Source organism: Wolbachia endosymbiont of Drosophila leontia (genome assembly GCF_028981785.1).
Classification (GTDB): domain Bacteria; phylum Pseudomonadota; class Alphaproteobacteria; order Rickettsiales; family Anaplasmataceae; genus Wolbachia; species Wolbachia pipientis.
The window spans coordinates 125-13,584 of sequence record NZ_JAPQLK010000021.1 but is presented as its reverse complement, the minus strand read 5'-3'; the positions used below and the strand labels follow the sequence as shown (position 1 = coordinate 13,584).

9 protein-coding genes and 2 pseudogenes are annotated in these 13,460 nt (G+C 35.3%); 5 read left to right on the top strand and 6 right to left on the bottom strand.

Annotation, left to right across the window (positions count from 1 at the left end):
- Positions 1-68 precede the first annotated feature (68 nt).
- Positions 69-140 (top strand): annotated as a pseudogene (locus OZD63_RS06210) (WPE palindromic element domain-containing protein); the annotation flags it as partial.
- A gap of 101 nt (positions 141-241) precedes the next feature.
- Here OZD63_RS06210 and cgtA read toward each other — a convergent pair.
- From cgtA to murC, 3 genes are read right to left on the bottom strand one after another with little or no spacing between them, the layout of a single operon-like run.
- Positions 242-1,264 carry an Obg family GTPase CgtA gene (gene cgtA / locus OZD63_RS00720; RefSeq protein ID WP_174515741.1) on the bottom strand — a complete coding sequence of 341 codons (1,023 nt, stop codon included), beginning with the start codon at positions 1,262-1,264 and terminating at the stop codon, positions 242-244.
- Positions 1,252-2,526: a phosphopyruvate hydratase gene (gene eno, locus OZD63_RS00715; protein WP_275007827.1), complete on the bottom strand. Its 1,275-nt coding sequence runs from the start codon at positions 2,524-2,526 to the stop codon at positions 1,252-1,254. Before eno ends, cgtA begins: the two co-directional genes overlap by 13 nt.
- 4 nt (positions 2,527-2,530) lie before the next feature.
- Positions 2,531-4,027, bottom strand: a complete 1,497-nt coding sequence (gene murC / locus OZD63_RS00710) for a UDP-N-acetylmuramate--L-alanine ligase (RefSeq protein ID WP_274979487.1) — start codon at positions 4,025-4,027, stop codon at positions 2,531-2,533.
- A gap of 26 nt (positions 4,028-4,053) precedes the next feature.
- On the opposite strand from murC, the gene OZD63_RS00705 reads away from it, so the two are divergent.
- The 3 genes from OZD63_RS00705 to OZD63_RS00695 all read left to right on the top strand — a co-directional run bounded on the left by OZD63_RS00705 (position 4,054) and on the right by OZD63_RS00695 (position 8,562).
- Entirely contained in the window at positions 4,054-4,728 is a 675-nt protein-coding gene (locus OZD63_RS00705; RefSeq protein ID WP_038250396.1) for a septal ring lytic transglycosylase RlpA family protein, read from the top strand.
- An 847-nt stretch (positions 4,729-5,575) separates the two neighbouring features.
- Positions 5,576-6,940 (top strand): ankyrin repeat domain-containing protein, encoded by a 1,365-nt coding sequence (locus OZD63_RS00700; protein ID WP_274979486.1) that lies wholly within the window; start codon positions 5,576-5,578, stop codon positions 6,938-6,940.
- Between the two features lie 134 nt (positions 6,941-7,074).
- Positions 7,075-8,562 (top strand): type II secretion system protein GspD, encoded by a 1,488-nt coding sequence (locus OZD63_RS00695; protein ID WP_275007825.1) that lies wholly within the window; start codon positions 7,075-7,077, stop codon positions 8,560-8,562.
- Between the two features lie 7 nt (positions 8,563-8,569).
- Here the strand turns inward: OZD63_RS00695 and OZD63_RS00690 are convergent, their stop codons facing one another.
- Complete coding sequence (locus OZD63_RS00690; RefSeq protein WP_275007824.1) at positions 8,570-9,508, bottom strand: P44/Msp2 family outer membrane protein; 939 nt, start codon at positions 9,506-9,508, stop codon at positions 8,570-8,572.
- Between the two features lie 66 nt (positions 9,509-9,574).
- Complete coding sequence (gene mtaB / locus OZD63_RS00685) at positions 9,575-10,801, bottom strand: tRNA (N(6)-L-threonylcarbamoyladenosine(37)-C(2))-methylthiotransferase MtaB (protein ID WP_275007823.1); 1,227 nt, start codon at positions 10,799-10,801, stop codon at positions 9,575-9,577.
- A gap of 389 nt (positions 10,802-11,190) precedes the next feature.
- Here mtaB and gatA point away from each other — a divergent pair, with 389 nt between their 5' ends.
- Positions 11,191-12,660 carry an Asp-tRNA(Asn)/Glu-tRNA(Gln) amidotransferase subunit GatA gene (gene gatA, locus OZD63_RS00680; protein ID WP_274979482.1) on the top strand — a complete coding sequence of 490 codons (1,470 nt, stop codon included), beginning with the start codon at positions 11,191-11,193 and terminating at the stop codon, positions 12,658-12,660.
- A gap of 180 nt (positions 12,661-12,840) precedes the next feature.
- On the opposite strand, the pseudogene OZD63_RS00675 reads toward gatA, so the two are convergent.
- Positions 12,841-13,460 (bottom strand): annotated as a pseudogene (locus OZD63_RS00675) (hypothetical protein); the annotation flags it as partial.

Here is a 13,460-nt window from a genome sequence, read left to right as displayed (position 1 = left end):
GATTTTCAATAGGTTGCTTATAATTCTAACTATAGTTAGCCTTTCATAAGTAGCGATGCAACAAAGCCATCCCAGTGTCAAGCACTGGGATGACACCATCTGCCACGCAAATTGCCTGCAAATTGCAATGTTCGTACAGTTGTGTGGTAGATGCAAGTAGCTGACACTGGGATTTGTTGTGTTTAACAAAAACAAATGTTCGTACAAATATATTCTAGTTATATGATAAAATAAATGAAATTCACATCTTAAAAGGATCATATACATCGATTTCCTTAGAATTACTCTTTTTCAATTTTTCACTTAATAATCTTAAAATAGGCTGTAAATCACCATTAATTGATAAGCACAGCACTTCTTTATTGAGATAATTAGCTAGGTGATTCTTCTTTTCCAGAATTTCTGCTTCCCTCAATAAGTCGCATTTGTTTAATACTACAATCTCTTCTTTTTCAACAAGATCACTATTGTAAAGTTCCAATTCATTATGGATACAACTATAAGCCGAAACAACGTCATCGTGAGTTACATCGATTAAATGAAGTAAAATTTGACACCTTTCTATGTGCTTTAAAAATTTATGCCCGAGCCCAACTCCAAGGTGAGCATCAGTAATTATTCCAGGAATATCTGCTATTACAACTTCGCTATCATCCACTTTTACCATGCCTAAATGAGGTCTTACGGTGGTAAATGGATAATCGCCTACTTTTGTATCGGAATTTGAGCAGCGAGTCAAAAATTTTGATTTACCTGCGTTTGGCATGCCAATAATTCCAACATCTGATAAAACTTTTAGTTTTAATAATACATGTTTTTCTTCGCCAGGCTGACCGTAAGTAAAATGTCTTGGTGCCTTATTAGTAGAAGATTTAAAATTAGTATTTCCAAGTCCACCTTTTCCACCCTGTGCTACTTGAAATTCCATACCAGGCTTGTCAAGGTCTACTATTATCTCTTCACTTTCTTCATCAATTATTTGTGCACCGACTGGAACTTTAAGTATAACGTCTTTCCCTGCTGTGCCAGATCTATCCCTGCCTGCACCATTTTTTCCACTATCTGCTTTAATGTGTCTTCTATAACGAAAATGAAGCAAAGTGTTGAGATTAGCGTCGCTGATGAAAACTATGTTTCCACCCTTTCCTCCATTACCACCATTTGGACCACCAAATTCAACGAACTTTTCTCGACGAAAACTTGCACAGCCATCACCACCGTCACCGGCTTTTAAACACAATTTTACTTCGTCTATAAAACCCATGCTAACCCACGATAATATTTAGCATCCTTTCCTAACGTGCTTTCTATTCTCATTAGCTCATTATACTTCGCGAGTCTATCAGAACGCGATAGCGACCCGGTTTTTATTTGCCCGCAATTTGATGCAACTGCTATATGAGATATTGCTGTGTCTTCTGTTTCACCTGAGCGATGAGAAACAACAGCTTTATAGCCATTTGATTTTGCCATTTCAATAGCAGCAAAAGTTTCTGTTAACGTCCCTATTTGATTTGGCTTGATCAGTACAGCATTTGCCATTTTTTCCTCTATTCCTTTGCATATCAGTTCACAATTTGTAACAAACAAATCATCCCCAACCAATTGAATTTTACTCCCCAATTTTGCAGTAAGTAATTTCCAACTTTCATAGTCGTCTTCACTCATTGCATCTTCTATAGAAATTATTGGATATCTTTCCACAAGATTACAATAATATTCAGTCAACTCTTCTGAAGTAAGATCTCTGTGTTCAAATTTGTAAATTCCATCTTCATAAAAAGTAGATGAAGCAACATCAAGGCCTAGTGCAAAATCACTTTGCGCTGAATAACCTGCTGATTCTATAGCGTATATGATCAAATCAAGTGCTTCTTCAATACTTTCAATATTTGGTGCAAAACCACCTTCATCCCCTACATTTGTGCTATAACCTTTTTTCTTAAGAATGCTACGTAAGTTGTGGAATACCTCCGCAGATATTCTAATCGCTTCGCTGAAAGTCTCAGCACCGACCGGAAGAATCATGAATTCTTGGAAATCGAGCTTATTGTCTGCATGTACTCCACCATTAATTATGTTAATGAGTGGAACCGGCATAACACTCGTCTGCTTTCCTCCCAAATATCTATATAGCGGCATTTTGAAACTGTTTGCTGCTGCTTTTGCAACTGCAAGAGACACACCCAAAGTTGCATTTGCTCCAAGTTTTGATTTGTTTTTTGTTCCATCCAGTTCAATTAATGCTTTATCAATTGCATTTTGGTCCGCTGCATTCATTCCAATGATTTCATCTGCTATTATCCCATTTACAGCTTGAACAGCTTTCAGCACTCCCTTACCACAATACCTTTTCTCATCTTGGTCCCTGAGTTCCAAGGCTTCTAATTTACCGGTTGAAGCTCCAGAAGGTACAGATGCTCTGCCTACTGCTCCATCACAGAGCCCAATCTCTACCTCAACGGTTGGGTAACCCCTGCTATCTAAAATTTCTCTTGCAAATACGTTATTGATTATCTTATTCATTACATTAAACCTTAACTTCCGCAATAAGTGCTGCAGTTTCCTTTGCCAATTTAGCTATATTACTACCAGCACCAATAAATAATACTATATCACTTGAACTTGTCGAATCACTAATAAAATGTGAAATGAGCAAAGCATCATTCATAATTTTTGTGTTATTAAATCCATTACTGATTAAAGCTTTTTGTATATCATCAATCCCACAACCAGGAATAGGCTTGTCTTCTGGGGGATGAACAGGAGTGAGGATGACATAATCAAACATCATGAAAATTCGTATGAATTCATCAAAAAAATTACGAATGCGGGCAAAACGAAGTGGTTCGATAATTCCTATTACTTTTCCTTTAGTAATCGAACGTGCAGCCGTTAAAGTTGCATATATTTCATTTGGATGATGGGCATAATCCTCAATTAACTTAACACCTTTAATATCGGCAATCAAAGAGAATCTTCTTGCTACTCCTTGAAATTCCAAAAGGCCTCTTTTAATATCTGCATCGCTAATTCCGAGCTTTATCGCAACTGATATTGCAGCTAGGGCGTTGCTTACTTTGTGAATTCCAATTGCATTTGATAGTACTATGTTTTTTAAAGGGCTGGATCCCAGTGTCACGCACTGGGATGACATCTCTGTACACTTTCCTTTTGTCATTCCAGCACGTAATGCTGGAATCCAGTTGTTCAACACATCAAATTCTATGCTGTTAGCATGCTGTTTAATGTTGCTGGCTCTTATGCTACCATTCTCAAACCCAAACGTTATAGAATTACCCGCATCATAATCGATGTCTACAGAATCAGGTAAAACTGCAGAACCTGCATTATTCACGAATTGGGAAAATGCATTTTTGATATTATCAAATGTGCCGTAATAATCTATGTGGTCATTGTTGATACTTGTTATGACAGCAATCTTTGCAGGGATTTTTAGCATAGTTCCATCAGACTCATCAGCCTCGATCAGAAAAGTGTCACTCCCTCCAAGTTTGAAGTTGCTCTTATAGGAATTTAATATCCCTCCTACAGTTACAGTCGCATCAATGCCAGAATGATCAAAAATGGAAGCAATCATAGCGGTTGTTGTTGTCTTTCCGCTTGAACCTGAAACCGCTATCACATATTTACCTTTCATAATTTCAGCAAGTATGTCTGATCTATGCAAAACGGTTTTATTGTTATTTTTTGCCGCAATTAACTCCACATTATCAGATTCTATTGCAGAAGAATGTACAACTATTTGAGCTTGGCTTATATTATTAGCATTGTGACCAGTAAAAACCTCTATACCTAGCTTTTGTAACTTATTTATATTGTCGTTTGATTGTGCATCACTGCCTTGAACTTTGCAATTGGAATTGTGAAGAATTTCAGCAATGGCACTCATTCCGATTCCACCTATACCAATAATATGTATTATTCCTTTTTGAGTTTTGTTAATATTTAGCAGTAGATGTTTACTCATTACTAAATTTATTATAGTATAATTTAAAATCCTCATAGTATCGAACCCTCTTACCGAATACAATGATAAAAAACCTAACCTTTCTATGTCTAATATTTGTTTTGATAAGTAGCTGCAGTTTTAGCAACAGGTTTAACTGCACTGCAGGTCATTATAAAATTGGCAGCAGCTACACAATAAATGGTATAACTTATTATCCAAAAAACTGTAAACACTATGAAGAGATAGGGATAGCATCGTGGTATGGAATAGAAGATCATGGCACACTTACAGCAAATGGTGAAGCGTTTAACCGTCACTTGATCTCTGCAGCGCATAAGACTTTGCCCTTACCCTGCTTTGTTCTTGTCACTAATTTAGAAAATGGAAGAAAGCTTGTTACAAGGGTTAACGATAGAGGGCCTTTTATTGAAGGCAGAATAATAGACTTATCAGAAAAAGCAGCTCAAGTCTTAGGATTTCATAAATCTGGGCTTGCAAAAGTAAAAGTTCAATACCTAAGAAAGATGTCAGAACAATTGATACAAAATACTCCTCATTACAGAAAGCAATATGAAAAAGAAATGCAGAAACGTCATCCGAAACAAGACAATGCAGAAAGTAAGGGATATGTTGCATTTTTTAAAAGTGCTCAGGCTGCTAAATCAGCTGCATCAAAGCTTCGCAATCAAGGAATAAAAAATGTTAGATTGCTTTTTAAGAACGATCAATATTGCGTGAAAGTGAGTTATAGGTAGTGGTGAGTGCAGAATTTGAAAGATTTGGTTAATGTAAGGAACGCTGGCTAACTATTGTAAGTTAAAAATGTGATATAAAAAAGATATCAACAATTTATAGCTATGCCACCGCGATATCTCTTAGCCGCTAACACGTAGCGGAATGACGAGCTTATCGTCACGCCACCGCTAACCGTCATACCGCGATTCATTCGCGGTATCTCAACCGCTAACAAGTAACGGGATGACGAGCTTATCGTCATGCCACCGCGAACCGTCATGCCGCGATTCATTCGCGGTATCTCAGCCGCTAACAAGTAGCAGAATGACAGCAATCCTACGTCATACCGTCACGGTATCTCTAGATCCCGCTAACAGGTAGCGGGATACTTGACCTTTACAGGGATGACAGTTGTCGTTTAGCTATAAATGTTAAGAAATTTACCAAATAAAAAAAAAGGCAAAGAAACCCTAGGGTAGCTAGTATTCAAATTCTCCCTTGTCTATTTGACGTCTTTTACTGTCTTAAACACTTTATAAGCGCGTTTCGGCTTGTATAGGTAGAAACCTAAAAGTTTTATAAAGACACGAGGTGCACATAGTGCAAAAAATTAAGCATGATTTACGCCAAATACATTAAGTTTTTTGTCATTAATCCACTGCAGAGATTGTGAAGATAAATAAATAGCTTCAGTTTCATGATAAGAGGGCTGGCGGAGTTTGTCAAGTAAGTTTTTCGTTTCATCCAATGCGCTGCCAAAAGTTTGTTATGCAAGAATGCACTAGCCATTTCTCACAGATTCATTTAAACTTAATCAAGTAGGAGTATTATTAACGCGAAAAGAGTTTAATTAGAGATTTAAGTGATATGGCGCGTGAGGAAGATATAAACCAATTAGTAGAAAATGGATTTGATATTAACTCAAAAGATGCAAGTGGAATCACTCTCTTGCATAAGTTCACAAAAGAAGGCGATTTGGTTGGAGTAAAGTCATTACTAGAGCACGAAGCTGATTTCAATGTCGTAGACAACGAAAATAGAAACCCTCTGCATTACGCCATTATGCATGGACACAAGAAAGTTGCTAAACTTTTTGTTAACCAACTGACAATTAATTCCAAGGATAAAAATGGATTCACTCCACTGCACCTTGCTGCACTACAAGATGACACGGAATTAATAGATTTTTTGATAACAAAAGGCGCAAAAATTAATGAAAAAGATGCCAAAGAGGGCTATACTCCTCTTCATATAGCTTCACTATACGGTTCTAAAAAAAGCGTCCAAATTTTAATTGATAGCGGAGCAAATCTCGAATGTGAAGATAACAATTTTCGTACTCCTTTGTTTTTAACCATTTATCAATGCACCGCACATTATGACAGCAGAGCAGAAATTATAGAATATCTGATAAAGAAAGGTGCAAATATAGAAGCCAAAGATGCAGAAAATAACACTACGCTTTTCCTAGCAGCGTATAACAACAAAATGCAAATAGTAAAACTTATTGCAAAAAAACAGCAAGCAAGTAACGATAAAATTAAACTTAAAGAGTTTTTTTGCACAAAAAACAACCATGGTTTTGATGCGTTAGATTGCGCTATTGAGCATAATAATAGAAAAATGGTAACATTTCTTGTTTCAAAGGGAATAGAAGCAAACGATCAAGATTTTAATGGTAACGCTAGGCTGCATAAAGCTAGCCATAATGGTAACACTAAAACAGTTAAGCTCTTATTGAAGCTTAAGGTAAACGTTAATGCTGTTACTAAATGTAACAGAACTCCCTTGCTACTCGCAGTTAAAAAAGGCCATACACAAATTGTGAAAATGTTATTGGAAGTTAGAGCCAATATGAACATTTGTGAGCAACAAGGTTTTGCACCTCTACATCTTGCTATTCAAAAGGATTATTTTGATATAGCTCAGTTGTTAACAGAAAAAGGTGCAGACCTTAACATTAAGTGCAATAACGGTCATACCGCAATAGATATGTTCATTAGCAAGGCTCATAGCAAAAAAAACATCGAAGAAAATTACAAAAAATTTTGTAGATTTTTGATGCTTTACCTGAAAGAGCTACATAGTAAACACAAAGCCTGTTGTATACTTTCAACCCTAGCTCTAAGCTTAACAATTATAGGCTTACCATTTATTTTCAAGCCTATTATTAAATACAGAGAAAGAAGTAAAATATATAAAAAAATTAGGGCTATGCTGGTCTACATTTAAGTACAAGAAGAGTATACAAAAAATACATAGCCAAAGCTAATACACGACAATTATCTGCTCGATGAAAATGAGATTAAATACATTTTTAATATTTTTATAGAAATCTATTAGTATAGATTTTGTATGCTGTTCTAATGGCTATTTTTAAATGCTTAATACTCCTCTTCATTATTTCTTGCACACATCTACCTACCAAGCAATATCCTATTAACATAGACAATTATAAGCACGATTATCCGTTGCAACAATATAACACCTCTTTGGAGATTAATGAACCGGCAATACCAGAAATTATGCCTTTACCAATAGAGTTTCCCGATCTCACAATCAGTAATCAGCTTATTTCTATTAATGTTAGTGAAGAAGTATCAGTAAAGGATTTGCTGATTGAGATAGGAAAACTTTCTGACGTCAACTTGGATATGGACCCAAAAATATCAGGTAATATTATTTTAAAGCTAAAAGATAAGGATATAAACGAAGTAATTCAGAGTATAGCAAATAGCGCCAAACTGCGTTACTCAACAAGTAATGGTGTAATTAGAATTGAGCAGGACTTGCCATACGCACAAAATTATTACGTAGACTTCATCAATATTCAACATTCTGCTCAAAGCAGTTTCGTCATTAATAACAATATTACTAACAGTGATGGAAGTAACGTTGATAGGGACTATAACAATGTTATGAAGTCTCAATACAGTAGTGACTTATGGAATTCATTAGAAAAAGGCTTGAATGCAATAATGGATGTTAACGGGGTGGATGATGGCGAATTCCTTTCATCCAACAAAGAAGCTGGTGTTATTATTTTGAATGCTAGAAAAGATATCCACAAAGCTGTTGAAGAATATATTAATAAGGTTAAGAAGTTAGCGTCTTCTCAAGTAATGATAGAGGCAAAAATAGTTGAAGTTGTGCTAGATGACAAATACCTTTCTGGTATGAACTTAAATGACTTACAAGATGGAACTAAGTCTATAATAAATCAAGATAACTCCATTATTAACCTAGCAATGAACTTTGGTGCAAATGATCTAGGAGATTTAGTAAAAAATTTAGACAAATTTGGCACTTCAACTGTAATTTCAAGCCCCAGAGTACATGCTATAAATAATCAGCAAGCGATGATTTCATTTACTAAAAACCATATTTATTTTACCTCCGATATACAAAAAGATGCTAGAAACTCTAATCAGACCTTAATTACCAAGATGAATAGCGTCCCAATAGGTGTTGTGCTAATAATCCACCCAAGCATTAACATTGATACTAGTGAAATATTCATGGATATACATCCAACTTTATCAAGAATTAACGGCTACACTAAAGATCCAGATATAGAGTACGTCGCACAGCAGAGTAAAATGAAATTAAATAGCGACATTCCAATTGTTGAAATCAGAGAAATGAACTCTATGTTAAGAATTAGGAGCGGTGAAATTATGGTAATCGGCGGGCTTATAGAACATAGAGAAGATAAGCAAAGCTTATTGCATCAGAAATCAAAAAGGCTAGCGAATAATATTAGAACAGTAGAAACTGTCATTTTTTTAAAAGCAACAATCGTACCAACATTTGGTTTGTTAGATAGAAAAGATAAGAATTTATATATATATTAAATTATCACTAAAAATTAAATATCAAACCAACTTCAATATTGTGAGTAGATATGTCATCTGCAACAGGTATCGGAACGCTAAAGTAACGATAGCCGAGAAAGGTTTTGATTTCTGGGATTATTGAATAATCAACACCAAGTTTTATTTGATAAGCAAACCAAGGAACATTCAGTGGCATTGAATTTTGGGGTGACCCATTAATCCTTTTTAATCTAAAAACTGTTGGTCCTATACCAAGACCGATGTACGGAGCAAATTGTGTATCCTGAACGCTGGGATTATAATAGAAGTTTAACAAAAACGCAAATATACTTGCTGATTTATCAAATACCGGAGGAGAATTACTATCTTCAATATTGGCTATAGAATACGCGGCTTCAAAATCAATTTTACCATTTTCTCCAGCATAGTAACCTAAAGACATGCTGCTAAACCACTGGAAATCAATTTTACCATCAAATTGCTGTATACTTTGAATTTCATTTGCCACTATATTTTTTATTATAAAACCATGATGACTTTCAACTAAAGTTAGGACTCTTTTTCCTATTTCTTGTATACCCTTTACAAATGTTTCTGAATTATCATGGTATACCTTACCACCGTTAGCGCTAACATAAAAATCAAGTTTTTTTGATTTTTCTTTTGTAGGCTCAGCTTGATCTGCAATACGTGACCACATATTTTTCTGATCAGCTACTTGGAGAATAGAAGGTTGCTTAATAGGACTATTTTCAGGTTCTTGATATTTTAAATCCTCTGTTAGTACTTCTTTTTCAGTAACCTCTTTAGAATGCATTACATCTTCATTATTGTCCGTTTCTAGTTTTAAGAGTTGTGTTCCAATAACTTGTTCAACGTGTACATAATTACCGATATAAGTAATAAAAAAATAGACACATGAAATTAAAATCAAAAATAAAGTAATAGATCTTTTAGTTATCACAAATGAACCCATAATTATCATTTATAGTATAACCATCATATCATATATTTCTTTAATGTACAAAAATTAAGAAAGAGTATTTCCAATTAAATAATTATTCTCTACGCCTGTAACATTAACTTTCACAATACTTTTAGCTTGCGCTCTTGATTCAAGCTTTATTAATGCAAAATTTTCTGCTCTACCGACATTATTTTGCTCAACCAGAACACTTTGCTTAGTGTTGATCAAGGATTGACAAAAACTGCTCATAATTCCTTTATTTACTTCTCTTAAATTTTTTACTCGTTCTTTACGCACATTCTCTGGTACTTGTGGCATTCGTGCAGCAGGTGTATTTTTCCGCTCTGAATATGGAAAAGCATGTAGGTAAACTATATTTGTTTTTTTCAGTAAATCAACTGTATCCTGAAACATTTCATCAGTTTCTGTTGGAAATCCAGCAATAATATCAGCGCCAAATGCTATATTAGGCCTCAAGCTCTTCATTTTATGACAAAATTCTATCACTTGTTCTCTGCTGTGACGACGCTTCATTCTCTTTAGTATTAAATTATTACCAGATTGTAGACTCAAATGTAAATGAGGCATAAGTCTTGACTCATTAGCTATTAAATCCATTAATTCGTCGTCAACTTCAGCAACATCGATAGAGGAAAGTCTTAGCCTCTTCAACTCTGGTATATCCTTTAAAACTCTCCTAATCATTGAACCAAGTGATGGCTTACCCAACAAATCTGTACCAAAGTCAGTAATATCAACCCCTGTAAACACTACTTCTTGATATCCATTTTCTACAAAGATCCTGATTTGCTCTATAATACTGTTTATTGGCACAGATCGATTATTCCCTCTTGCCTCAGTAATTGAACAAAATGTGCAGCTATGATTACAACCATTTTGAATTTCAATAAATGCCCTTGACTTATCTTCAAATCCATTAACTAGAACAGGTTCTACTTGGTTATCACTGACCAAGATTTTATCGTCATTTAGTAAGTAATTTTCAGCTTTTAGCTTATCTTGATTACCGAGCACTTTACTTACACCAGGAATGCTACTGTAAACTTCTGGATCCAACTGAACAGCACAACCAACTACGATAATTTCTTTATTTGGATCATTTTTGTAAATCTTACGTATCTTTTGCTTTACCTGACGTTCTGCTTCGTTTGTCACTGCACAGCTATGCACCACAACAACATTTTCTCTCTTTGCTTTTTTTAATGCTTCTTTGATTAACTCGCTCTCGTAAAAATTTAGACGACAACCAAATGTTATCACTTCATTCATGTTAGTATTTTTTGCTTTAATAGACCTAAATTATATCAAATATCCAAGCAAAGTCTCTTGCATGACTATTTTTTTGTAAATAAATGCTATGCAAGCAGCAGACACTGGGATCTCAACGATTTTCACTCAGATACAGTATCACTCCTTTGCTTATTATAGTCTTTTGACCTTTTTAAGATACAATCCGGATTGGATACTGAGTTGGTGAGTATAAAAGTATAGCTTCTACGTCATACCGCTGCGGTATCTCTTAGCCGCTAACAAGTAGCGGGATGACGATTATCGGTGAATCTAAGTTACCTTAGCTACATTTCTAGCTGTAACTATAAATGTATGGATTTTTTATCGTGCCATGTTACAATTAACGTCTTGCTAAAAATTAAATATTGATGAATGAACTAAGAAAATTAAGTATTACACAAATGCATGACGGGCTCAAAAAAAAGAGTTTTTCTGCCGTTGAACTCGTAGAGGCGCACATCAGTGCGGTTGAAAATGAGAAATTAAATGCATTTATAACAAAAACCCCAGAGATAGCAATGAAAGCTGCTAAAGCTGCAGATGAACATTTCTCTAGGCAAAAGGATGATTTAATCTCGCCGCTCATGGGTGTACCAGTTGGCATCAAAGATCTATTCTGTACAAAAGGAATAAAAACAACAGCATGCTCAAAAATGCTGGAAAATTTCGTTCCGACTTACGAATCTACGGTGTCTGACTTGCTTTTAAAAAGTGGAGCAGCCATGCTCGGTAAGCTTAATATGGATGAATTTGCTATGGGTTCTGCGAACACAAATAGCTATTTTGGCCCTGTTGAAAATGTGTGGATTAGAAAAAGTGATGGGGAAAAAGTTGTTCCTGGTGGATCATCTGGTGGATCTGCAGCATCGGTTGCTGGATTTTTATGCGCTGGAGCGTTAGGGAGCGACACCGGTGGATCTGTACGCCAACCAGCAGCTTATTGTGGAGTAGTTGGAATAAAGCCAACTTATGGAAGATGCTCGCGTTTTGGTATGATTGCATTTGCGAGTTCTCTGGATCAAGCAGGAGTCATTACTCGTTCTGTCTCTGATTCAGCATTAATGCTGGAAGCAATTTGTGGCTATGATACAAAAGATTCAATATCGAGCGAAAAGCCAGTGCCTAAATTTTCTAGCTTTATAAATGGTGATGTCAAGGGTAAGTGTATTGGTATACCAAAAGAATATAGGATGGATGGAATTTCAGAGGAAATAGTTCATAATTGGGAAAGAGTTGCTTCCTATTTAAAAGAAAATGGCGCTGAAGTTGTTGACATTACTCTGCCACATACTAAATATGCAATACCAGTCTATTATTTAATCTGTTCTGCTGAAACTTCATCCAATCTTGCTTGTTACGATGGTGTGCGTTATGGATTAAGGGTTGATGCTGATACCCTTGAAGAAATGTATTCACTAACAAGAGCAGAAGGTTTTGGTAAAGAGGTGAAAAGAAGAATTTTAATTGGCGCTCATGCGCTTTCTTCAGGTCATTATAATGAATATTACGAAAAAGCGCAGTGCATTAGGGCATTAATCAGAAATGATTTTATAAAAGCGTTTGAAAAAATAGATTACATACTTGTGCCATCTGCTCCAACAGAAGCTTTTGGCTTAAATGAAAAGCCAGATCCGTTAATTATGTGCATCAATGATGTGTTTACTGTGCCGGCAAGTCTGGCAGGATTACCTGCTATTTCTGTTCCTGTTGGGCTCTCCAATGAGGGTTTACCACTTGCCTTGCAAGTGATTGGAAATTATTATGATGAAGCTGGAATATTAAATGTGGCAAGTGTGATAGAGCAAAATTGCGGCAGAATAATTAGACCTCTTGCATAATCTATTTTTTGATAGTAATTTTTGCATTAAAATTTGCTTACGCTCCTCAACGTACTCTATGGTTCCATTTTTAGATGAATAGCAAAAACAGGGTATATTAATCTGTTTACAAAATTTTCGTGTAACAGTTCACACTTAATTAAACAGACTGAATTCTGTAATTTTGGGATGTTGAAAAATTTACCTCACGTTGTCATTCCAGCGCATAACGCTGAAATCCAGATTTATAGAAACGAAAAAACTTGCTTGACACATTTTGCCAACCCCCTTATTATGATGTGTAGTACAGTGATACAAATTAAGAATTCCCCCATCCTGTGCTGGTTCTTCGATCTGAAATCCTACTTCTACCTGATCACAACCAATGTTAATTTGTCCTATCAATGCTTTAATAATGCCGCGCTTAGTTTGCCAATCTAGTTGTTCCAGGTTCGATTTTACACTAGAATAAAAATTCTCTATGCTATTTATAATAAGACTTATTCCTTTTTCTACTGCCTTCTGATCAACTACCTTTTTTTTCTCTTCTTCTATCCCTTGTAAGCGTTCTTTCATTTTTCTCATTGTCTGTTTAAATTCTTCCTCGCTTATATATCCTTTCTCTCCTGCATTTTCTTGACTATAATAATCTTCCATTAATTTTTCGATACCTTCTTTTATTTGATTCTCTCTTCTTGCAAACTTTTTCTCTGATGATTCATCATTTTTATTTTCTAAGAACCTGTTAAGGATCTCGAAAATATGAGGTAAAATAAGCATAGTTAAGAAAGAGGTATATCTATGCAAAAAAGCTATCCAAG

What these genes read in the sequence shown, in the direction of transcription:
- cgtA (WP_174515741.1), bottom strand. Translation starts at nt 1,264, where the DNA reads ATGGGTTTTATAGACGAAGTAAAATTGTGTTTAAAAGCCGGTGACGGT.
- eno (WP_275007827.1), bottom strand. Translation starts at nt 2,526, where the DNA reads ATGAATAAGATAATCAATAACGTATTTGCAAGAGAAATTTTAGATAGC.
- murC (WP_274979487.1), bottom strand. Translation starts at nt 4,027, where the DNA reads ATGAGGATTTTAAATTATACTATAATAAATTTAGTAATGAGTAAACAT.
- OZD63_RS00705 (WP_038250396.1), top strand. Translation starts at nt 4,054, where the DNA reads ATGATAAAAAACCTAACCTTTCTATGTCTAATATTTGTTTTGATAAGT.
- OZD63_RS00700 (WP_274979486.1), top strand. Translation starts at nt 5,576, where the DNA reads ATGGCGCGTGAGGAAGATATAAACCAATTAGTAGAAAATGGATTTGAT.
- OZD63_RS00695 (WP_275007825.1), top strand. Translation starts at nt 7,075, where the DNA reads ATGGCTATTTTTAAATGCTTAATACTCCTCTTCATTATTTCTTGCACA.
- mtaB (WP_275007823.1), bottom strand. Translation starts at nt 10,801, where the DNA reads ATGAATGAAGTGATAACATTTGGTTGTCGTCTAAATTTTTACGAGAGC.
- gatA (WP_274979482.1), top strand. Translation starts at nt 11,191, where the DNA reads ATGAATGAACTAAGAAAATTAAGTATTACACAAATGCATGACGGGCTC.